The organism is Cytobacillus sp. NJ13 (assembly GCA_030348385.1).
In the GTDB taxonomy this organism is placed as follows: domain Bacteria; phylum Bacillota; class Bacilli; order Bacillales; family Cytobacillaceae; genus Cytobacillus.
This window is the reverse complement of sequence record JAUCFP010000006.1, coordinates 4951880-4973859: the sequence shown is the minus strand read 5'-3', so window position 1 is coordinate 4973859 and position 21980 is coordinate 4951880. Positions and strand designations below refer to the sequence as shown.

Genomic DNA, 21980 nt, shown 5'->3' with positions numbered 1-21980 from the left:
TTTATTTTGTCAAAATTTTTATTATTCTTGCAATCGAAAATACTTTCCTACTACAATAAATTCAAGATATTCAGCATTTTTAAGAAAGCGCTTACCAGGCACAATCTAAAATATGAAACGGGAGAGGAAAACATGACGCTTGCATTTCCAAATAAAGTAACAATTATTGAAGTGGGCCCGCGGGATGGACTGCAAAATGAAAAGGCCTTTGTACCCACCGAAGTCAAGAAAGACTTTATCAGAAGTTTGAAAAATGCAGGATTAACAGAATTGGAGCTTACTTCATTTGTGTCTCCGAAGTGGGTCCCGCAGATGGGGGATGCAGCTGAAATTACGGCAGATTGCCTTGATTCAGATACAAGGGATATCGTGCTGGCCCCAAACCGCAAGGGCATTGACAGGGTATATATGACTGAATGCCGGGCTGTTGCCGTTTTTGTCGGTGTAAGCAATACGTTTAATAAGAAAAATATCAATAAAACCACCCAGGAAAGCATGGATGAACTAAAGCCGATTATCGGAGAACTGAAGGAGAAAGGTTACTTTGTCCGCGCCTGCATCTCCACGGCATTTCATTGCCCGTATGAAGGAGCAATCAATCCTGAAGATACAGTTGGACTATGCCGTCAATTTGTTGAGGCAGGGGCTGATGAATTAAGCGTGGCAGATACAATCGGGATGGCTGCTCCCCATGAGTCGCACGGGCTTTTTTCCCGTTTAAAAGCAGAGTTTCCAAAAACCCTGCTGACTGCACATTTCCATGACACAAGAAAAATGGCCCTTACTAATATTTTTGCAGCCTTACAGGCAGGTGTCGACCGATTTGATGCTTCCGCCGGAGGACTTGGCGGATGCCCATTTGCCCCGGGCGCTGCAGGCAATGCGGCAACTGAAGATGTTGTTTATATGCTTGAGCGTATGGGAATTGAAACCAATGTCAACCTTGATCAATTAATGGAAGCGGTAAAAATTGTTCAGCCTCATCTTTCCAGGCCTATTGAAAGCACCTATTTCAGGCTGAACGCTCAAACTGTTCAATAGCAGCTTCTTAAGATGAATAATGCGCCCTCTCTTATAGCATCTTATTAGATGAAAGCAGCTGACGAATTCAAATCAGCTGAAGCCTATAAAAAGGGGGATAATCCAATGAGCCCAAAACGCGATAAAGGATATAGCCAGAAGGGGAAGCCGAATTCCGATACAGTAAACCAGACGATTGCTGCCGAAGAATTAGAAAAGGCGATTCATCCAACTAAAAGACAAAACGCAAAGCAATAAGCCGCCGCAAAGCGGCTTTTTTCATGCTGAGAGTCCTTCATGAAATTCAGCATGTCCCGGCTCACATCTCTGTTTTAATTTTATCCAGAATGGTAAAATAAAGAAAAAAAGATGGAGGGATGGGTTTGAGAAGGTTTTTACGTTATTTATTTTCCATCGTACTCTTTCTTTTATCACTCGGCGTCTATTTTACAAATAGGCTCATGTTTATGAAAAAGAAGGAAGATGACTTTATTTTAGAAAGGGAGAAGGAGTCCGGCAGACTTGATCTTATCAAGTATGAAAGCCTGCCAAAAAGAGAAGTGCTTATTCCCTCCCCATTTGGCTATAACTTAAAAGCCGTGGCTGTCGAACCGCATAAAAATAGTCGCTATATTGTTATTTCCCACGGGGTTACGGAAAATAAAATGAACTCGATTAAATATATGAACCTCTTTTTGGACCGGGGATTTAATGCGGTTATCTATGATCATCGCCGCCACGGAGAATCCGGAGGAAGAACCACAAGTTACGGGCATTATGAAAAGTTTGATTTAAAAGCAATTATTGATTGGCTTAAAGCGGAAAAAGGGCCAAATATTCAGATTGGCATTCATGGCGAAAGCATGGGAGCTGCTACAATGCTCCTCTATGCGGGAATGCTCGAAGACGGGGCCGACTTTTACATCGCCGATTGCCCTTTTTCAGACTTTAAAGAGCAGCTGGCTTACCGTCTGAAAGCAGAAATGAAGCTGTCGCCAAAGTTCTTTTTGCCTGTTGCCGATCTATTTCTGCGGATGCGTGAGAAATACTCCATCGCAGATGTATCGCCCATTTCCGTTATTGAAAATATAAAGCAACCCATCCTGTTCATACACAGTGAAAAAGATGATTTTATTTTGCCGACCATGTCCGAGGCTTTATACGAGAAGAAAAAAGGCCCTAAACAGCTTTACCTTGCTGTCAATGGGATCCATGCCCAATCCTTCAATGAAAACAGAGAAGATTATGAAAAAGTCATCGACGAGTTTTTGGATCAGTATGTCAACAGCAAAGATACTTTATCACAATAGAAACAGCTGGCTTCAATGTGAGCCAGCTGCTTCATATAGGATCCTCTAATTTTTCTTTTTCTTTATGATTTCCTTGCCCTCTGCCGACAGGCCTCTTGCAGTATGAAAATCTCCCATTTTAAAATAATAGCGTTTGTTTTCTTTTTTAATAATAGCCGCTTCTTCAAATTTCTCTTCCTTGCCGGCTACCTCTACTTTTTTTATATCCCCGTTCTGAATCTCACCAAAAATAATCGGTAATTTGTTTTCTAATTTACCTTCCTTATCGTAATCATAAAAAGTATCTGTATAAACAGTCATATGTTCATTCTTATAATATTCCCAATGGTTATGGCCTTCATTTTTCCAGCCTTTTTTGTCACTGCCCTTCAAATAGGCAGCCGCCATGGCCTCGACCTCGTTTTGTCCATCATTCTGCTGCGTTAAATACAGCAGTATGACTCCATCTTTTACTTTTTCTTTATGTAAGATTTCTTTTACATTGAATGGAATTCCATCATCAATCGCCTGTCCCATTGTTGCTGTACTGCACCCTGACAAAATCAGGAAAGCTGCCGCCAGCAAAAATAACTTCTGCTTCATTCGAATCTCCCCCAATCAGCACTCTCTTCACCAATAATGACAAACATCTTTGTTTTGTTATTCTATTTAGCCTGTAACCTTTTACTAATATATTAAAACCTTATTTTCCAGAATTTTGGAAGGGTATTTTTACCTATGCAGCCAATTAAAAAAGACCGCCTCCTACAGCGGCCGCCTGCTACATCATTATTTTGTTTTATCAATAAAGCTCATTCTCGGGTTTAAATACTGATTCGGGCTTTTTAACTGAAAGCAATTTGCTTTCACTGAAAAGTCTATTGTTAAATCGTCATCCAAAAATACTTCCTTTGATTTTTCCACATATATGCTGCCAGTGTTCGTTTTAATTTCCCTGTCATCTTCATCCAGGTCATTAACAAGCCAGAGAGCCGTTACCCCGCTTACTACACAGCCGCAGCCATCTATATCATACTTTAGTTTTATGAATCCATCTTTGCCGGCAATCCGTTCGGATAATTTTTCTGCCGCCAATTCAGTTAATGCAATTTCCATGTTTAAAACTACCTCCCCTTTGCATATGCTGTATTTTAACACAGATAGGAATAACATGCTTCTGAGAGAGACAGTTGCTTATTCAGCCACCAAACTAAAAATGATTTTGTGAAAGGATGATTGGATATGTCAAAGGTGCAGATTAAAGTAATGGATAATGGATCGTTTCGTGTAACAGGTGATGTAGAGTTAATTGATATGGATGGCAATAAATTCGAAACAAAACAAACCTTTTCCCTTTGCCGCTGCGGAAGATCCTCGAAAATTCCATTTTGTGATGGCACTCATAAAGGAACTTTCCAATCCTGTGTCCGTGCGAAGGAAGCTCTCGATGACAAGCAATAAGGGGGAAAACGGGGACAGTCATCCCCGTTTTTTTTCATTTTTTATTCTTGCGGGTGTTGCTCTTTCATCCTGTACAATACCCTGAAGCAGTTCCCGGTCCCTGTCCGTACTGTCTTCTCCGGCCCCTGGTGCGATATTGGCCATCGGCAGCTGTTCCAGTTCTTTTCCTCTAGGCATATTTCATACACCTCCCTGCTGTTAAGTTGCTTCCCACGCCCAAAAACTACCCGTTTTAAATTCATCCAGTTCAGACAGCTCTATTCTTCCGTGAACCGCGCATCCGCTATAGCGTTAATGGAAATACGGTGAATTTCCCCAAATCGATCAACAATATGAAGCTTTTGGCCAAGTTCATCCCAATAATGGATGCTCCCGATGACCAGTTCATAATTTCTGCCTCTGTAATGAGTAAGTGTAACGCTTTTTTGAAATTCCATTGCCTCCGAAAGAACTTCATCCATATATTCAAATTTCTGCTGATCCAATTCCCGCTTTTGCTCGTACGTATCTTCCTCTGCCCAGTCTCTTAAGAGCTTTACATGTTCCGGCAGCATCATAGAAGTCCATTTTATTCTGCCCCGATCGCGAATCATAAGCTGACCCCCTTTTACATTTTATGGCCGCCAACCAATGTCGCACGGTGCTTGGCGGTTCCTGCGCTTGTATAAGAGACGGCTCTCAGCAGAGCTCCTCCTCCAAACTTGGAGCGGATCCGGTCCACTGTGTAGCCGAGCTCCCTTTTTTTCCAGCCATCCAAATCGAACAGACTCAGCTGCATTTCGCAGTCATCCGTAATATTGCCGAGGGAAATGGAAATCTGACGCACTGTTTTGCCCTCATAATTCTCGTCAAAAAGCTCGAGGCAGACGCGATAAAGATCCATCGTAATATTGGTTGGCTGGTCAACTGTCCTTGAGCGGTAAAAGCCTCCTCCGAATTCATCCTGGCTGTAGCCCAGGCCAAAGCTTATAGTCCTGCCGGCTTTGCGGTGGCTGCGGGCCCTTCTTGCCACTTCCTCACACATCTCAAGGACCACATGCTTAATTTCCTTTTCCTCTTTGTAATCCCTCAGTAAAATCTGGCTTTTCCCAAAGCTGATCTGCCCTTCCATGATCGGTGCCCCTATTTCCGACAGATCAATACCCCATGCATGGTGATAGAGCTGATTGCCCATAATCCCAAACTTTTTTTCAAGCTTAGCCAGATCATAGCGGGCAAGCTGTCCGACTGTAAAGATCCCCATTCCATTCAATGTCTTTTCAACACGGCGGCCGATGCCCCACATTTCCCTTAAGGGGGATACATTCCACAGCTTTGTTTTCACATCTTCATACGTCCATTCAGCAACTCCCTTTTTTTTCGCCTCAAGATCCAGGCAGAGCTTTGACATAAGCAAATTAGGCCCTATTCCTATGGCACAGGGGAGCTGAAATTCCCGTTCAATATCATCTTTTATTTTCCAGGCAATTGTCCGGGCATCACCCCAGAGATGCACTGCGCCGTCTACTTTTATAAAACTTTCATCGACACTGTAGGTATGGATGGCTTCCTTGGGGACATAACGGTTAAACACCCTGGTGATTTCAGTGGAGATTCTTAAATAAGTCGCCATTTTCGGCTCCTCAATTCTAATGCGCGGGTCATTAGGAACCTCAAAAAGGCGGGCCCCTGTCTTTATCCCAAACTCTTTTTTCATTCGCGGAGAGGCAGCCAGAACAACGCTGCCTTTCCGTTCCACATTCCCGGCAATCACAAGATAGCAATCAAGAGGATCCAGACCAAGCATGACAGCAGAACAGCTTGCATAAAAGCTCTTCATATCAACACACAAAATTTGATTATTCGGCATTGCGCTGTAATCAACCATGACTTCGACATCCTCCTTCAGAAAAGCGCAAGGCGCCGTACCTGCTTATGCTCGACGGCAGCTCCTGAATCCAATAGAAAATAAACAAGAACATCTGTTCTATATATGTATACCCATTATATTAAGCGAATATGCGTTCGGTTTCAATGGAAATTTTACGCGTTTTTTCTTAAAACAGGTTCTTTTGCCAGGTGCCGATATTACCAGAAACCAGTATAATCAGCATGAGGTGCAAAAATAATGAACAAAAAACTGATATATAAAATGGTTCAAAACTGTTTAAAGCAATATAACGAGGACAGCCATTCCATTTCGTTTGAGAGCAGGGAATTTGCGGAGATATTCAATAAAGTCATAGAGGAGAAAAATAAAGAAGCAGACAGTGAGGTGCATGAAATAGTAAATGATGTGGTGTACGGGTATATAACGGGATCACCTTATTTTTAAAGAATGAAAAAACAGCCGCAGCGATTTTGCTGCAGCTGCATTTTCATTTCTGATTGAATGCACGTTTTCCAATTTTTTCGAACAAGCCTGGAAAAAGAGAATAGACAATGCTTCCCGCATTCATCCACCGCGGAAGATTGATTTCCCTGACTGGCCGGAGCATTGCATTGACTACCTTGAGTGCCACATATTCGGGCTTAAGCATATACTTGCTGACATTTTTCACATATGTGCCTTTTTCATCGGCAATATTGAAGAAGTTTGTCTCAATCGGTCCGGGATTAACTGCGGTCACAAACACATTGCTGTCGTCAAGTTCCATCCGAAGGCTGTTTGTATAGCCAAGAACGGCATGCTTGGTTGCGGAATAGACACTGGATTTCGGTGTGGCAATTTTGCCCGCCTGTGAGGCGATGTTGATAATATGGCCGCTCCTCTGTTTCCTCATCACCGGCAGCACCATGCTGGTGCAAGCCATTAAACCAACTACATTTACATCAAACATTCCCTTTATTTCTTCAACTTTTGCTTCATGCGCTTCCCGGAAAACTCCGAACCCGGCATTATTCACAAGAACATCTATGTGATCAAACCGGGCAAGTACCTCGGTAAAAACAGCCGAGACCTGGTCAGTGTCCGAAACATCGAGTTTATGTATGTAAACATCCACTGAAAAACGCCTCAGCAAATCTGCCTGCAGTTCCTGCAATTTGTCAAGGCTGCGGGCAAGAAGGACAAGGTTTGCTCCCCTCTCGGCACAAAGGACAGCCATTTGGGCCCCAATCCCTCCAGATGCGCCTGTGATAATCACATTTTTATTCTTTAATCTGTCTGACAAATCAAACCACCTCTTTTGATGCGGAATACAAGAATGCTTCCTCCTCTTTATTTATATAAATCTCTCCTATCGAATGCAAATAGTCAAGCTGGGCAACCGTTTCGGAAATCGTCAGGGAAAGCTCCTTCTCATAAACTTTCGGAAAAAGGCGGCGGCACACTTCAAAAACAGTGAGCGATTCGGACTCGAGCCATGCCTTTACTTTCATTGCCCGCTCATGCTGGCGGCCAAGCCTTTCGTTTATTAACTCATTGACATTTGTAATATCCTCTCCATGTCCAGAGTAAAAAAGGGATATTGGCAGCAGCCGCAGCTTTTTCAGCGACTCGTTATACTGAAGCTGGGGCTTTGGCCGTTCCGTATTGCCGGGAAGCGGAGGCTCCAGGATGGGATTAGGAGAAATATGTGCAAGCAAATGGTCTCCTCCAAGGAATACACCATCTTTCTCCCTGAACAAACCTATATGGCTCTGTGCATGCCCAGGTGTCTCCATTACCGTCCAATCGTCCAGCCCTTCAGGCTGGCTGCCTTCCTCCAGCTCGCCCGTCAGGGTACGATTGCAGGAATAGCGCAAAGTCTTTTTCATCTTATTTATAAAAGAAATATAACTTTCAGGAATCCCAAATTCGCTGAACAGTTTTATGTAAAATTCATCATGAAATTTTAGAAATTGGTCCGTCCGGGACAGCCACCTTTTGTTAACCCGGTGCCCGAACACATCGAGATTGTCAGGAAAAAAGTCAAGCAGCCCGGCATGATCGGGATGATGATGTGTGAGGACAACCTGTTCAAAATCACCGGGAGTTAAATTCAGCTCTTTAAGCTGGGATTTTAAGGCTTCCCATGCTTCGTCCGTTTTAGGGCCGGCATCCACAAGAGTCAGCTTTTCCCCTTTTACTGCATATACATTAACGTCGCCGACAGGAAAAGGTGTCGGGATAACAAGTTTTGCAATTCCATCCTTCCATTTTGCCATTTTAACAATCCCCCTAAAATCACTATATTTAAATAAAATAAAGCTGTTTTTTTTATACTTCCGCAGGCCAGCCAAGTCATACAGTCCATATGCCCTTTAGATAAGCCAACCTGTTTCACCCTTAAAATATCAGCATTTGCCATGCGTACAAATTACCGAAATTCCATAACGTAATTTAGAAATCTTCATATATAAAAATAAGTGTACCGTTCTTTTTATCAATTGTCATTATTTTCACATAACTTTTGCGTATTATTAATATTTTATTGGAAAATACCGCTTGACAAATAAGCGTGTCTTCTTGCATAATCACAATTAAAATTTGATTTAACAGACCAAAGCTGCAATATTGGACAGCAGAAAAATAGCGATGAATAAGATTAGTAAATGGAAAACGGCGAAAGAGAGTGAAGCTCAGCGGCTGAAAGGCTTCACCGTCCACTTGACCATTGAACCTGCCTTATGAGCTGTTAGGAAAACCTAAACGCACCCCCGGCGTTATCGGGATCGAGATGCCTTTTCAAAAGACAGCGGCTGCAGCAGGCATGCTGCACTAAGAAGGAAAAGGCAATGAAGGTGGTACCGCGGAAGCATAGTCTTTTCGTCCTTTACAGGATGGAAAGGCTTTTTTTATTTTAGTCAGCCGGCATTTTGGAACAATAAAGGAGGAATAACAGCAAATGAAAAAATTAGCTATTGTGGGAGCAGGATCAATGGCAGAAGCGTTAATATCAGGAATGATTGAAAGCCGGCTCATTACCGGCAGCAATATTTGGGTGACAAACAAATGCAGCAGGGAAAAGCTGCAATCCATGCAAAAAGCCTATGGCGTTCAGGCAACTTATAATCTCAGTGAACTGTTCAGGGGGGCTGAAACTGTTATTTTAGCGATGAAGCCAAAAGATGCAGCGGATGCCATCACTCTCATAAAACCTTATTTACAGGAAGATATGCTGATCATTTCCGTTCTGGCTGGCGTTTCAATCGAAAGCATTGAACGTTTGGCGGAAAAAAAGCTGCCAGTCGTGCGAGCCATGCCGAATACATCGGCAGCCGTCGGAAAGTCAGCGAGCGCCTTATCGGCTAATGAAAGAGTGACCAAAGAACAGATGGAAGCAGTAAGAGGCATTTTTGATACAGTGGGAAAGTCAGCGTTTGTAGAGGAAAGACAGCTGGATGCTGTTACAGGCCTGTCAGGCAGCGGACCGGCATATATTTACTATCTTGCGGAAGCTATGGAAAAAAGCGCGGAAGAAATCGGGCTCGAAAAGGAAATGGCGAAAGAATTCATCATTCAGACCCTAATCGGGGCAGCCGAAATGCTGGCCAGGTCAGCCAAGGACCCTCAGCAGCTTAGGAAGGAAGTAACAAGCCCCGGCGGCACCACCGAAGCAGGTGTAAAAGTGCTTGAAGCGAACGGGGTGCAGGAAGCCTTTATTGAATGCATCAAGGAAGCGACAGCCCAATCCAGGCGGCTTGGCCAAAGCTTCAGCAGCACAGTGAAAATTTAGCTGGGGGCATCTCCCCCCTGTAGATACGTCTTCTTATTGCAAACTATGAAAAAAGGATGAGAAACCTGCAAATGCTCATTATTCTATTAAGCGCAAGCCTCCTTGTATGGATCGCAGTACTAATTGATGCCGCTCTGGGACTAAAAAGCCTGGACCGCCTTGAAGATAGCGATACGATGACTGAAGGCCCCCTTCTTTCTGTTATAACAGCGGCAAGGAATGAAGAAGCCAAGCTTGCGGAAAGCTTAAAAACCCAGCTGCAGCAAAGCTACAAACGCATTGAATGGATATTGGTCAATGACCGTTCAACCGACAGCACAGGAAGCATCATGGACCGCCTCCAGAAGAGTGATTCAAGGGTTAAGTGTATTCATATTGGGTCCCTCCCTAGTGGATGGCTAGGAAAAAACCACGCCCTTTATAAAGGATATATGGAATCATCTGGGGAATTAATTTTATTCACAGATGCTGATGTTTTATTTAAAAAGGATGCCATCGGCAAAGCGGTTCATGATTTTACAAAAAATAAGCTTGACCATTTGACAGCAGCACCAAGCTTAAAGGGAAGGAGTTTCTGGCTCAACACGTTCATTGCTTTTTTTCTTTTCGGCTTTTCCTATTATAAACGCCCCTGGCTGGCGAACAATCCACGTTCCAAAACCGGCATTGGCATTGGGGCATTTAACATGGTATCCAGGCAATCCTATGAAGCAATTGGAACACATAAAGTAATAAAAATGCGGCCTGATGATGATTTAATGCTTGGAATGAGAATGAAACAAAATGGCCTCAAACAGAAATTTGCAACGGCGATGGACCTGATTGAAGTTGAATGGTATGAAAGCTTAAAAGAAGCCTTCAAAGGATTGGAGAAAAATACTTTTGCAGGCCTTCATTACCGGGTAAGCATGGTTCTGTTTGCAATTGCCGGCACATTCATTTCTCAGGTGCTTCCCTTTATCACAATTTTTTCAGCAGAAAAAGTTACTTTCAGTTTAAGCCTTGCAAACATCATTTTTTTAGCAGGTGTTTATACAATCATTACAAAAAGAATGTCCAAATTCTCTCCGCTTCTGTTTGTTGTATTTCCAATTACAGCTTTACTGTTTATTTATTCCATACTCCGTGCCAGCATTCTAACCTTTGTACGGGGCGGTATAGTCTGGAGAGGTACATTATATAAATTAAGCGATCTGAGGAATAAGCGCTGAAGTAAGCGAACACCTTCCCAAGTGCATCTCTTTTTCATTTGCGGAATCGCCTGATATACTTAATATTTAGGATAGCGAAATAAGGAGGCATTGATTATGGAAACAAAGCTTTTTTCCCCTTTAACGATTAAAGGAATCACCTTTAAAAACAGAATTGTTATGGCACCGATGTGCATGTACTCAAGCCACAATGAAGACGGCATGGTTGAAAACTGGCACCGGACCCATTATACTAGCCGGGCTGTTGGCCAGGTAGGATTAATCATCCTGGAGGCAACTGCTGTAACTCCGCAGGGACGTATTTCTCCGCAGGATCTGGGAATATGGAGCGATGACCATATCGCAGGCCTGAGAGAATTAACCGGGCTAATGAAAGAACACGGGGCATCAGCCGGAATACAGCTTGCACATGCAGGCAGAAAAGCGACTGTCGAAGGGGAAATTCTCGCTCCATCAGCTATTGCTTTTAATGAAAAAATGAAATCACCTAAAGAAATGACAAAAGAAGAAGTGTCTGAAACTGTGGAGGCATTCAAAAGAGGTGCTGAAAGAGCGAAAAAAGCCGGCTTTGAAGTAATTGAAATCCATGCGGCACACGGCTACCTGATTAATGAGTTTCTTTCACCGCTAAGCAATAAGCGAAGTGATGAGTATGGGGGATCAGCCGAAAACCGCTACCGTTTCCTCCGTGAAGTCATTGAAGCAGTTAAAACCGTTTGGGATGGGCCTTTATTTGTTAGAGTATCAGCACATGATTATCATGATGAAGGGTTAACTGCAGAGGATTATGCAGAAATGGGCAAATGGATGAAGGAGCAGGGAGTGGATCTTATTGACGTAAGTTCCGGAGCAGTAGTGCCAGCTAGAATAAATAGCTACCCGGGCTACCAGGTCAAATTCTCTGAAACCATTAAAGAAGGTGCCAATATTCAGACTGGTGCAGTCGGGCTGATTACATCCGGCCTGCAGGCAGAAGAAATTCTGCAAAACGGACGGGCAGATTTAATCTTCATTGCGAGGGAATTGCTGAGAGATCCTTACTGGCCTCGTACGGCAGCAAAAGAACTTGGCGCCTCAATCGAACCTCCTAAGCAATATGAACGCGGGTGGATTTAATTTATAACAGAAAAGGGATGGTGAACCACCATCCCTTTTCTGTTAAATAATCTGCAGTGAATCAAGGAATACAATGATGATAACCAAAGGCACCACATAACGCAAAAGGAAATACCACGCGGAAAAAATCCCATTCAGCGATTTTGAACCTTGAATCAATTCATTTCTCAGCAGGTCTTTCTTCATTTTGTATGAAACAAAAATAGAAATGAACAGCGCCCCTATCGGCATTAATACATTGCTGACAAGAAAATCGGCACTGTCGAAAATCGTTTTGCCGAAAATTGAAATATCTGATAGGCTGCTGAAGGAAAGTGCCGATGGGACTCCCACGATAAAGATTGCAAATCCTGTCAGCCAGGCTGCACGGTTTCTGCCCCTGCCCTTCTTATTCGTCAGAGCAGCCACCACAATCTCGAGCATTGAAAACGCGGAAGTTAGGGTTGCAAATAGAAACAGTGCAAGGAATAAGAGCAAGAACACTCGTCCGAACAATATCTGATCAAAAACAGATGGCAGAACAATGAACAATAAACCAGGACCTGCAGCAGGCTCAAATCCCAGTGAGAAAACGGCCGGGAAAATAGCCAAACCAGCAAGAATCGAAATAAATAAATTCATTCCGACAACTGAAAAGGCAGGCTGCATCAAATTTTCATTCTTAGATAGATAAGAGCTGTACGTTACCATAACCGATACCCCGACACTTAGAGAGAAAAACGATTGACCCATCGCATAAAGGACAGTTTCAGATGTTAAATTTGAAAAATCAGGCTTTAAAAAGAATGAGACGCCTTCCATGGCATTATCCAGTGTTAGAGATCGTGCAATCAAGATAATAAATAAAACGAACAAAGCCGGCATCATAATTTTGCTGACCTGCTCGATACCCTTCTGGATGCCCTTAGCCACCACTAAAACAGTTATGAATAAAAAGATCCCTTGTGCCGCTACAACAGACACAGAGTCTGACACCGATGCGCCAAATAGCTCTTCGTAATTGCCGGCTCCATTCATAGAACCGGTAACCCCGTAAACAATGTACTTCAGAATCCACCCGCCTATCACACTATAAAACGATAAAAGCAGAAAACAGGTAAATACGCCAAGGTAGCCAATCCAGTGCCATTTAGTTCCCGGAGCAATATCCTTGTATGCCGAAATTGCCTCTTTCCCCGTGCTGCGGCCGATCACAAACTCAGCCAGCAAAAGCGGAAAACCAATTAATAGGGAAAATAGCAGAAATAATAATATAAATGCTCCGCCGCCGCTTGTTCCTGTCACATACGGAAGCTTCCAGATAGCTCCAAGTCCGATTGCCGAACCGGCCGAGGCTAAAATAAATCCAATCTTCGATGACCATTGCTCATTTTGCTGCATGCCGTACCTCCATAATTTTAAAATAAGAAAGTGTAAAGTTCTGAAATTCAATAACTGTCTAGCTCCAGGCGCTGATAAGCGGGTACCTGGAGCTTTTCTTAATAGAAACCGGCCAGATTTCCATTTTAAGATACTTTTCCAAAAAAACAAAAAAGCCACATATTTCAAAAGGGACGCGAATCAGATTCACGCGGTACCACCCTTTTTGAAAGCATGTGACTTTCCACTCGAAATATAACGGATTAACCGTCTTCCCTGCTATAGTGCAGAAAAGAAAAGCTCCAAGATGAAATTCATCTTATCTTTGTGCCAGTTTCCACCATCCACTGGCTCTCTATAAACAGGGAGATAAGACTTAATAGAGTCTCTTCATAGCTTTTTAATATAATGTTTTAAAGTATAAATGTGATTATATTATGCCTGCAGGAAACCGTCAATGCCAAATTTGAAAAATTCAATTTTTCCAGACATTACTTTTCGTTCCAAATCCGCCTCCAAACCGCACCCTCACTATCTGCCTTAATTTCGAAAACATCCGGGTTGCTCATCTTCATAAGATGCTCAAAGCCTGCACTTTCATCGAAATAGCGCAGCAGCAAAGTGGATAAATTGCCATGGCTGACCAGAACGAAATGATTTTCATTAGAAGCAATTAATTCATCCAGCAGGGAAGCAGCTCGTTCCATACCTGACGAATGGGATTCTCCCCCTTCGAAAACCAGATCAAAATTGGAAAAGCTCTGTTTAAGCTTCTCCTGCCAATCATCAAAAAGAAAGGAGCTTAGCACCCTTTCCCCCAAACGGCTTTCCTCAACAATCTCAAGATTTCTCGACTGTGCAAGCGGCCGGATAGTTTCAATCGCCCGCACAAAAGGGCTTGAGTATATGCGATTAATTTCCTTGCCTTTAAAGAAATCAATTAGTTTTAATGCCTGTTCCCTTCCGCTTTCTGTCAATTTGGCGGAGAAAGGCTGGCCCTCAGCCTTTGCATGGCGCACGATATAGAAAGTTTTCAATTAATTCTCCTCTCCTTTATCAAGCGGTATATGAATTTCTTTAAAGTCTTCAGCAATTACCGTATTGGGGAAAATTGTCTGTGATTCCTTCACAAGCTGTTCCCAATCCTGGCGTTCATATCGTGAACTGATATGATTCAGGCAAAGTTTCCTTGCATTCGCCTTGCACGCAACTTTGGCAGCCTGCAGGGTTGTCGAATGAAAATAATCGTATGCAAGCTTTTCTTCCCCTTGCGAGAAGGTTGCCTCATGAATTAATAGATCAGCATGAGACGCTAATTCTATTGCCGCATCGCAGATTCTGGTATCTCCCAGCACTGTGACAATTCTTCCCTTTTGAGCAGGGCCCAGAAAGTTCTTTGCTTCCAGAATACTCCCATTCTCAAGCTCTATGTTTTCGCCATTTTTTATTTTCTTATATATTGGACCCGGTTTGATTCCCGCTTCAGCAAGCTTATCCGCGAGCAATGTTCCCGGACGTTCCTTTTCAGTAACCCGGTAGCCATATGAAGGAATCCCGTGCTCGAGCAAGCGCGCTTCCACCTTAAAGTCTTTTTCATCCAATACAGTGCCATCACTGATTTCAGCAACTTTCAAAGGGTATTTAAGGTATGTGCCGCTGACAGAGAGCGAGACTTCAATATATTCTTTCAGCCCTTTTGGCCCGTAGAGAGTCACCTCAGTATCACCACCCTGAAAAGAGCGGCTCGAGAGCAATCCGGGCAGACCATAAATATGATCTCCATGAAGATGGGTAATAAAAATTTTTTCAATTCTCCTCGGTTTAATGCTTGTATGCAGTATTTGGTGCTGAGTAGCCTCCCCACAGTCAAAAAGCCAAATGCTCCCTCTTTCATCAAGGAGCTTTAAAGCCATAGAAGATACATTCCTCAGCTTGGCTGGAATTCCCGCACCCGTTCCCAAGAAAAAAACATCCATTGAAAAAACAACCTCCTTTCCCGCAGTTCGGATTAAAAATCTGCCAGGCCTTGCCAGTTCGAATATATACAATATACCACAGCAGCCGCGGAAATCATTCTAAAACAATTGTATTTTGTTTTATTTGACAGGATAGTTCCTGGCCTTTAGAAAGAAACTATGTTTAAAAAGGGCAAACTTAATATTTGCGAAAATAGCTTTAAACAGATACAATTTTATACTTGTACAGACGTTTTTTAGAATGCAATATAACAGCTTTTACTCAAGCTGCGGGGTGACAAATGTCAGTCCAGCCTTACATACAGAAATTTTGTCGAAAAGAGGTTCTAGAATCGTGAAATCAAACGAAAAACCGACCGCATTAATAATGATATTTGGGGCAACGGGGGATTTGGCAAAAAGAAAATTGTTTCCCTCACTTTACCGCTTGTACAAAAAAGGCAGGCTGTCTGAACGTTTCGCGGTAGTCGGGATTGCCAGAAGGCCGCTCTCGAATGATGAGTTTCAGGCAAGTGTCAAAGCCTCTGTTGAGTCAGCTATTAAAGATAACGGAGAACTTGAAGATTTTATTTCTCATTTTTACTATCATTCGCATGATGTGACGGATTCAAGCTCCTATTTGGCATTAAAGAGTATGGCCGAAAAATTGGATGCTCATTATTCCCTTGAAGGCAACCGCATTTTCTACCTTGCCATGGCCCCTGAATTTTTCGGAACCATTGCAGAGCATTTAAAAGCAGATGGCCTGACGGATGTGGATGGCTTTAAGCGCCTTGTCATTGAAAAGCCTTTTGGTCATGATTTGGAATCAGCGAAACAGCTTAATAAGCAAATTCGAAAAGCTTTTTCAGAAAATGAAATTTACCGGATTGATCACTACTTAGGGAAAGATATGGTGCAAAATATTGAAGTTATCCGTTTTGCCAATGCCATTTTCGAACCTTTATGGAACAATCGCTACATCTCAAATATCCAGGTTACATCAAGCGAAGTACTGGGTGTAGAAGAACGCGGCCGTTACTATGAAAAAAGCGGCGCCCTTCGTGACATGGTTCAAAACCATATGATGCAAATGGTTGCACTCCTGGCAATGGAACCGCCAATCCGGCTGACAACGGATGAGATCAGATCTGAAAAAGTGAAGGTTTTAAGAGCCATGCGTCCGCTTGAAGGCGATCAAGTGAAAGAATACTTTGTCCGCGGCCAGTACGGAAAAGGCCAACTAAACGGACAGGAAGTCCCAGCTTACAATGAAGAGCCGATGGTGGATGAACAATCAAACACCGAAACTTATGTTGCTGGCAAGCTGATGATTGACAATTTCCGCTGGGCAGGTGTGCCAATCTACATTCGTACTGGAAAAAGAATGGCTGCAAAATCAACGAAAATTGTTATCCAGTTCAAGGATATTCCGATGAACTTATATTATCAGACTGAGCAAACGCTGAATCCGAACCTGCTGGTCATCCATATTCAGCCTGAAGAAGGCATTACCCTATATTTGAATGCCCAAAAATCAGGACAAAACATGGAAGCCACACCGGTAAAATTAAATTTTGCCAACAAAGGCATCGATGATATGAATACGCCTGAAGCTTATGAAAGGCTATTATATGATTGCATGCGCGGAGACGCAACCAACTTTACCCACTGGGATGAAGTGGCCCTTTCCTGGAGCTTTGTCGACAAAATTTCCGACGTATGGGAAAACACTAAAGAAGATGGCTTCCCTAATTATAAATCCGGTTCAATGGGTCCAAAAGAAGCGGACCAGCTGCTTGAAAAAGACGGTTTCTTCTGGTGGCCTGTAACAGACCTTGATGTTGAACAGTGTTAACTAATTTTCGAAACCCCCTGCCGCGGCAGGGGGTTTTCGTTTAGTACATGCCATGATCCAGCTTCCTGCAATTATAAAAAAACAGCGCCTGTTGGACGCTGTTTTTTTATATTACTCCATCCAATTTGTATGGAAAATGCCTTCTTTGTCTGTACGCTGATAAGTGTGTGCGCCAAAGTAGTCACGCTGTGCCTGAAGAAGGTTTGCAGGCAAAGTTTCAGTACGGTAGCTGTCATAATAGGACAGCGCAGCAGAGAAGCATGGTACGGGGATGCCGTTCTTCACAGCCGTACTGATAATTTCACGGGTAGCATCCTGGTAGCTTTCCACGATTTCCTTGAAATACGGATCAAGAAGCAGGTTCTTTAAACCAGGCTCACGGTCATATGCTTCCTTAATTTTTTGAAGGAATTGGGCACGGATGATGCATCCGCCGCGGAAAATCATTGCAATATCACCGTATTTAAGATCCCATCCATAGTCTTCGGATGCTGCTCTCATTTGAGCAAAGCCTTGGGCGTATGAGCAGATTTTACTCATGTAAAGGGCTTTGCGGACACTCTCGATAAAGGCTTTCTTATCGCCGGTGAATTCCGATGCAGCTGGCCCGCGAAGAACTTTGCTTGCGTTGACACGCTCTTCTTTCATAGCAGAAATGAATCGGGCAAAAACAGATTCAGTAATGATTGGCAGCGGTACACCGAGGTCAAGCGCACTTTGGCTTGTCCATTTGCCGGTTCCCTTTTGGCCTGCTGTGTCAAGGATGACATCTACCAGCGGCTTTCCGGTTTCACCATCTTTTTTCGTGAAGATATCAGCCGTGATTTCAATTAGATAGCTGTCAAGCTCACCTTTATTCCAATCGGCAAATACTTCATGAAGCTCTTCAGCAGTCAAACCAAGCACATTTTTCAACAGAAAATAAGATTCGGAAATCAGCTGCATATCGCCGTATTCAATGCCGTTGTGGACCATTTTCACATAATGGCCTGCCCCGTCCGGACCGATGTATGTTGTGCATGCTTCGCCATTAACCTTTGCCGCGATATCTTGAAAAATAGGGGCAACCAGCTCGCAGGCTTCTTTTTGGCCGCCAGGCATAATGGATGGCCCTTTTAACGCGCCTTCTTCACCGCCGGATACACCAGTACCAATGAAGTGTATGCCCAGCTCGCTTAATTCCTTATTGCGGCGCTGTGTGTCCACAAAGAAAGTATTTCCGCCATCAATCAAAATATCCCCTTTATCCAATAAAGGCTTTAACTGCTCAATTGTCGCATCTGTCGGGCCTCCTGCTTTAACCATAAGCATGATTTTGCGCGGTTTTTCCAGGGAATCAACAAACTCCTCAATTGTATATGTACCTATAAAATTTCTTCCTTCGACTTCCTTAAGCATCTCATCCGTTTTTTCGCGTGACCGGTTAAAAACGGATACTGAGTAGCCTCTGCTTTCAATATTCATGGCAAGATTTTTGCCCATTACGGCTAAGCCGATAACACCAAATTGTGATTTCGTCATCTTTTATTACTTCCCTTCCAGCCTTTAAGCGTGTAATTGCTTGTTCAAAAAGAAGATCTTATTAAGAGTTTTTTGAACATCATCCAATAAAGTGAAGCTTCAATCAGTGAGGGGATGCCTTTTTCCTCACTGATTGTTAGTTGAGGCCCACAGGAGGTGGGTCACAAAGGCGTTGCCACAGGACGTGGCGTTCTTAGTCTTTGTTCTGCTTTTCGGGCCTTTACGGGCAGTTTGATCCCCACTTATCCTACATTGATTCCTATTAGTCTTAAAATGGGGATCTTACTGCCCGTTAGACTGCGATAAAAGAATCCACTATACTTTAGCAAGATTCCTATTCTTATTCAACTTTCCTGTCTTAGTTTAGCTTATAGCCGCCTGAAAAACTCATGAAATATCATCTTTTTCCTCTTTATTGCCCCTTCCAGGCCTGCTATGCAAAAAATCTTTATTAAAGCTGGTATCAGTGCCGATTTTGGGGCGGGTCAATTTCATTTCCGAAAGTGCACCTGCATTGTCGATTATTTTAGCCCCATATTTCTTTCGCAAAAGATCCATTGTCTGAAATAACGGCTCCTTTTTGGCATCTTTTTCAAAACTGAATAAATCCAGCTGTTTAACCGCCTGTTCGGGTTCGACAAGGTCTGTTCCTGTAATGCCCAGCAGCCGTACTGCGTTTCCATTCCAATGTTTTATAAAAAGCTCTTTTGCCATTTGATAAATTTCTTCATCCTGCTGAATCGGATTCTTCAGTTTGCGGCTTCTGGTAATGGTTTTTCTGTCCTTATACCTAATGGTAATTCCCAGAGAAACCGCCATTACCTTTTTTCTTTTCAGTCTGGAAGAAACCTGTAAAGCCAATTTTTCAAATACTTGAAGCAGCTCTCTTTGATTTGAAACATCCCTTGGCAGTGTAGTCGAATTCCCCACACTTTTAAATTCAGATGCCGATTCCGGATCGACTTTTCTAAGATCTTGGCCATTGGCTTTTTGTTTCAGTCTGGGGCCATTGATGCCCAAGGCTGCTTTTAATAAAATTTCATCGGCTTTTGCCAATTCGCCGATTGTGGTGATGTTGAGATTTCTCAGCTTTTCCCCGGTTTTCTTGCCGACTCCGTGCATTTCTTCCACTTGCATTGGCCATAGAATATGCGGCACATCTCTTTTTCTGAGAACGGTAATCCCCATTGGTTTTTTCATGTCAGAAGCCATCTTGGCTAGAAATTTGTTGGGAGCAACACCGATGCTGCAGGGCAAATCGAGCTGCAGAAAAATCTGCTTCTGTATCGTCTCAGCAATCTCTATTGGGCTCCCAAACTCATAGCTGTCTGTTATGTCCACATACCCTTCATCAATGGATACAGGTTCAACAAGGGAGGAATATTCGTGCAATATATCAAACATTCCCATAGAAGCTGCACGATATCTCTCAAAATTTGGCTTCATAATAATCAGCTGGGGACAGAGCTTTTTAGCCTCCCATAGAGGCATGGTGGTTTTTACGCCGAAGCTCCTTGCCTCATAGCTGCAAGTCACAATTATTCCGCGCCTTTCCTCCGGATTGCCTGCGATCGCTAAAGGCTTGCCTTTTAATGCAGGATCATAAGCCATCTCAACCGAAGCATAAAAACTATTCATATCAACATGGAGGATAACTTTCCCATTTTTTGGATACATTTGTTTCATGCCGGCACTTCCCTGTCAAAATCATTCAATTCTATTTTAGCAGAAATTTTTCTATTCTTTTATTAGGAGGATTTTATAAAAGCAAAAACAGAGAATCTTGATCCCCTGTTTTTAAATTCGCTCACTATGCAGTTGTATGCTGCGTTTTCATATACTCTTTTATTTCCCTTATTCCTTCCAGAGATTCCACCAGCTTTGCAGGGTCGATTATGGTTATCAGCCTGCTTTCGATATTGGCTACACCTGTAAAATAATTGGTTTTCTGATAGGCAATCAAACCTGGCTGTTTCAGACAGTCTGCTGGAATATCGAGAATTTCCTTGGCTTCATTCACTAGCACTGCGAATGATAGCTCGTCTGTCTGCAGCACAATCATTCTTGCTGAGCCGCTATTGGTCAGTGTCCGGCTGTAAAGTATTTCTTCAAAATCAACAACGGGAATTAGTTCTCCCCTGACTTTAACAATTCCTCTTACATAACTAGGCAAATGAGGAATCGGTGTAATGCCTTCCATTTTCTCAATGGATATAACAAAAGGAATGGGCGTGGCATATTCCTCATTTCCAACCCGGAATACGACAGCTTTATTATTTTCAATCATTCCATATCCCCCTCGGACAACACTTATGTATAAAACTAATATATCATAGCCATTATTTTCTAACTAGAGAGGAAACTAATTGAATTCTGTAATATAAAAAAGAGAACCGTATCGGGTTCCCTTTTTTAAGTTTACGCTTTAGACTTCTTCGATAATGGCAATGACCATTTCAGCCAGTTTAGTTAGTTCTTCAATAGGCATACGCTCATTGGTTGTATGAATTTCTTCGTAGCCAACAGCAAGATTGACTGTTGGAATGCCAAAGCCCGCAATAACATTCGCATCACTTCCGCCTCCGCTGTGAAGAAGCTCCGAGCTGCGGCCAATTTTTGCAGCCGCCCTGCGGGCTACTTCAACGACATGGTCGCCTTCGCCAAATTTAAAGCCAGGATACATAACCTGAACATCCACTTCAGCTCTGCCGCCCATTTCTTCGGCAGCACTTTCAAAAGCTTCTTTCATTTTAGCTACCTGCTGTTCCATTTTTTCAGGAATTAATGAACGTGCTTCTGCTAAAATATCAACATGATCACACACGATATTCGTCTGCTGTCCGCCTTCAAAACGGCCAATGTTAGCCGTTGTTTCTTCATCAATGCGGCCAAGCGGCATTCTTGAGATCGCTTTCGCTGCCATAGTGATAGCAGAAATGCCTTTCTCAGGGGCTACACCGGCATGTGCTGTTTTCCCTAGAATAGCAGCTTTAACTTTAGCTTGTGTCGGGGCGGCAACGATAATATTTCCGACTTTGCCGTCACTATCCAGAGCGTAGCCAAACTTCGCTTTAACAAGTGAAGGATCGAGAACCTTCGCTCCGACCAGTCCGGATTCTTCACCAACTGTGATAATGAACTGGATAGTTCCATGAGCAAAATTCTGCTCTTTCAGGACTTTAACAACTTCAAGCATAACGGCAAGTCCTGCCTTGTCGTCGGCTCCCAGGATCGTTGTTCCATCGGTTACAACATAGCCGTCCTTGATGGAAGGTTTAATTCCTTTTCCAGGAACAACCGTATCCATATGGGAAGTGAAATAAATTGTATCTGTTCCTTCTTTAGTTCCCTGAAGAGTGCAGATGAGGTTACCTGCACCGTGTCCGGTCTGTGCAGTTGTATCATCTTCGTACACCTCAACCCCAAGATCCCTGAATTTTTTCTTCAGCACTTTTGCAATTTGAGCTTCATACTTTGTTTCAGAATCAATTTGCACCAGTTCCAGAAATTCGTTTAATAAGCGTTCCTCATTAATCATTTATGTACAAACC

The 21980-nt window shown here is 43.0% G+C and carries 23 protein-coding genes and 1 other annotated feature; of the genes, 9 read left to right on the top strand and 14 right to left on the bottom strand.

The genetic code is table 11. From position 1 onward, the window contains the following. The first annotated feature begins 132 nt into the window (after nucleotides 1-132). From QUF73_24525 to QUF73_24515, 3 genes are all read left to right on the top strand, one after another. Nucleotides 133-1041: a hydroxymethylglutaryl-CoA lyase gene (locus QUF73_24525; protein ID MDM5229280.1), complete on the top strand. Its 909-nt coding sequence runs from the start codon at nucleotides 133-135 to the stop codon at nucleotides 1039-1041. 105 nt (nucleotides 1042-1146) lie between these two features. Next, nucleotides 1147-1278, top strand: coding sequence for a hypothetical protein (locus tag QUF73_24520; protein ID MDM5229279.1), 132 nt, complete (start codon nucleotides 1147-1149; stop codon nucleotides 1276-1278). A gap of 125 nt (nucleotides 1279-1403) precedes the next feature. After that, entirely contained in the window at nucleotides 1404-2330 is a 927-nt protein-coding gene (locus QUF73_24515; GenBank protein MDM5229278.1) for an alpha/beta hydrolase, read from the top strand. A 45-nt stretch (nucleotides 2331-2375) separates the two neighbouring features. On the opposite strand, the gene QUF73_24510 is transcribed toward QUF73_24515, so the two are convergent. Both QUF73_24510 and QUF73_24505 read right to left on the bottom strand, forming a co-directional pair. Beyond that, complete coding sequence (locus QUF73_24510; GenBank protein MDM5229277.1) at nucleotides 2376-2912, bottom strand: hypothetical protein; 537 nt, start codon at nucleotides 2910-2912, stop codon at nucleotides 2376-2378. Between the two features lie 186 nt (nucleotides 2913-3098). Beyond that, the gene (locus QUF73_24505) at nucleotides 3099-3425 is read right to left on the bottom strand and encodes an iron-sulfur cluster biosynthesis family protein (GenBank protein ID MDM5229276.1); all 327 of its coding nucleotides are present in this window, start codon (nucleotides 3423-3425) and stop codon (nucleotides 3099-3101) included. A gap of 126 nt (nucleotides 3426-3551) precedes the next feature. Here QUF73_24505 and QUF73_24500 point away from each other — a divergent pair, with 126 nt between their 5' ends. Next, complete coding sequence (locus QUF73_24500) at nucleotides 3552-3770, top strand: CDGSH iron-sulfur domain-containing protein (GenBank protein ID MDM5229275.1); 219 nt, start codon at nucleotides 3552-3554, stop codon at nucleotides 3768-3770. 18 nt (nucleotides 3771-3788) lie between these two features. Here the strand turns inward: QUF73_24500 and QUF73_24495 are convergent, their stop codons facing one another. The 3 genes from QUF73_24495 to QUF73_24485 form a co-directional block, all read right to left on the bottom strand. Next, the gene (locus QUF73_24495; GenBank protein ID MDM5229274.1) at nucleotides 3789-3947 is read right to left on the bottom strand and encodes a hypothetical protein; all 159 of its coding nucleotides are present in this window, start codon (nucleotides 3945-3947) and stop codon (nucleotides 3789-3791) included. 80 nt (nucleotides 3948-4027) lie between these two features. After that, nucleotides 4028-4363 carry a YolD-like family protein gene (locus QUF73_24490; GenBank protein ID MDM5229273.1) on the bottom strand — a complete coding sequence of 112 codons (336 nt, stop codon included), beginning with the start codon at nucleotides 4361-4363 and terminating at the stop codon, nucleotides 4028-4030. A 14-nt stretch (nucleotides 4364-4377) separates the two neighbouring features. Then, the gene (locus QUF73_24485; GenBank protein MDM5229272.1) at nucleotides 4378-5637 is read right to left on the bottom strand and encodes a UV damage repair protein UvrX; all 1260 of its coding nucleotides are present in this window, start codon (nucleotides 5635-5637) and stop codon (nucleotides 4378-4380) included. Nucleotides 5638-5877: 240 nt separating this feature from the next. Here QUF73_24485 and QUF73_24480 point away from each other — a divergent pair, with 240 nt between their 5' ends. Continuing rightward, nucleotides 5878-6084 (top strand): YqzH family protein, encoded by a 207-nt coding sequence (locus QUF73_24480; GenBank protein MDM5229271.1) that lies wholly within the window; start codon nucleotides 5878-5880, stop codon nucleotides 6082-6084. Between the two features lie 43 nt (nucleotides 6085-6127). On the opposite strand, the gene QUF73_24475 is transcribed toward QUF73_24480, so the two are convergent. Then, entirely contained in the window at nucleotides 6128-6922 is a 795-nt protein-coding gene (locus QUF73_24475) for an SDR family oxidoreductase (GenBank protein MDM5229270.1), read from the bottom strand. A gap of 1 nt (nucleotide 6923) precedes the next feature. Then, nucleotides 6924-7898, bottom strand: coding sequence for an MBL fold metallo-hydrolase (locus QUF73_24470; GenBank protein MDM5229269.1), 975 nt, complete (start codon nucleotides 7896-7898; stop codon nucleotides 6924-6926). Between the two features lie 680 nt (nucleotides 7899-8578). Between QUF73_24470 and proC the strand changes: the two genes are divergently transcribed. The 3 genes from proC to namA all read left to right on the top strand — a co-directional run bounded on the left by proC (nucleotide 8579) and on the right by namA (nucleotide 11736). Further along, nucleotides 8579-9409 (top strand): pyrroline-5-carboxylate reductase, encoded by an 831-nt coding sequence (gene proC / locus QUF73_24465; protein ID MDM5229268.1) that lies wholly within the window; start codon nucleotides 8579-8581, stop codon nucleotides 9407-9409. Between the two features lie 71 nt (nucleotides 9410-9480). Beyond that, a complete protein-coding gene (locus QUF73_24460; protein ID MDM5229267.1) occupies nucleotides 9481-10620 on the top strand; it encodes a glycosyltransferase family 2 protein in 1140 nt (379 codons plus the stop codon). 96 nt (nucleotides 10621-10716) lie between these two features. Beyond that, nucleotides 10717-11736, top strand: coding sequence for an NADPH dehydrogenase NamA (namA, locus tag QUF73_24455; protein MDM5229266.1), 1020 nt, complete (start codon nucleotides 10717-10719; stop codon nucleotides 11734-11736). A 42-nt stretch (nucleotides 11737-11778) separates the two neighbouring features. Here namA and QUF73_24450 read toward each other — a convergent pair whose 3' ends face one another. The 3 genes from QUF73_24450 to rnz all read right to left on the bottom strand — a co-directional run bounded on the left by QUF73_24450 (nucleotide 11779) and on the right by rnz (nucleotide 15071). Then, nucleotides 11779-13116: a sodium-dependent transporter gene (locus tag QUF73_24450; GenBank protein MDM5229265.1), complete on the bottom strand. Its 1338-nt coding sequence runs from the start codon at nucleotides 13114-13116 to the stop codon at nucleotides 11779-11781. 166 nt (nucleotides 13117-13282) lie between these two features. After that, nucleotides 13283-13498 (bottom strand) — a binding site (T-box leader). An 88-nt stretch (nucleotides 13499-13586) separates the two neighbouring features. After that, entirely contained in the window at nucleotides 13587-14132 is a 546-nt protein-coding gene (locus QUF73_24445) for a histidine phosphatase family protein (protein MDM5229264.1), read from the bottom strand. Continuing rightward, nucleotides 14133-15071 (bottom strand): ribonuclease Z, encoded by a 939-nt coding sequence (rnz, locus tag QUF73_24440; protein MDM5229263.1) that lies wholly within the window; start codon nucleotides 15069-15071, stop codon nucleotides 14133-14135. Between the two features lie 334 nt (nucleotides 15072-15405). Here rnz and zwf point away from each other — a divergent pair, with 334 nt between their 5' ends. Continuing rightward, on the top strand, nucleotides 15406-16908 hold the full coding sequence (zwf, locus tag QUF73_24435; GenBank protein ID MDM5229262.1) for a glucose-6-phosphate dehydrogenase: 1503 nt from the start codon (nucleotides 15406-15408) through the stop codon (nucleotides 16906-16908). Nucleotides 16909-17019: 111 nt separating this feature from the next. Here the strand turns inward: zwf and gndA are convergent, their stop codons facing one another. From gndA to QUF73_24415, 4 genes are all read right to left on the bottom strand, one after another. After that, nucleotides 17020-18429, bottom strand: coding sequence for an NADP-dependent phosphogluconate dehydrogenase (gene gndA, locus QUF73_24430; protein ID MDM5229261.1), 1410 nt, complete (start codon nucleotides 18427-18429; stop codon nucleotides 17020-17022). A 387-nt stretch (nucleotides 18430-18816) separates the two neighbouring features. Beyond that, nucleotides 18817-20115: a DNA polymerase IV gene (locus tag QUF73_24425; protein MDM5229260.1), complete on the bottom strand. Its 1299-nt coding sequence runs from the start codon at nucleotides 20113-20115 to the stop codon at nucleotides 18817-18819. Between the two features lie 124 nt (nucleotides 20116-20239). Next, nucleotides 20240-20716: a chemotaxis protein CheW gene (locus QUF73_24420; protein MDM5229259.1), complete on the bottom strand. Its 477-nt coding sequence runs from the start codon at nucleotides 20714-20716 to the stop codon at nucleotides 20240-20242. Between the two features lie 138 nt (nucleotides 20717-20854). Then, nucleotides 20855-21967, bottom strand: coding sequence for a tripeptidase T (locus QUF73_24415; GenBank protein ID MDM5229258.1), 1113 nt, complete (start codon nucleotides 21965-21967; stop codon nucleotides 20855-20857). Nucleotides 21968-21980: the final 13 nt, after the last annotated feature.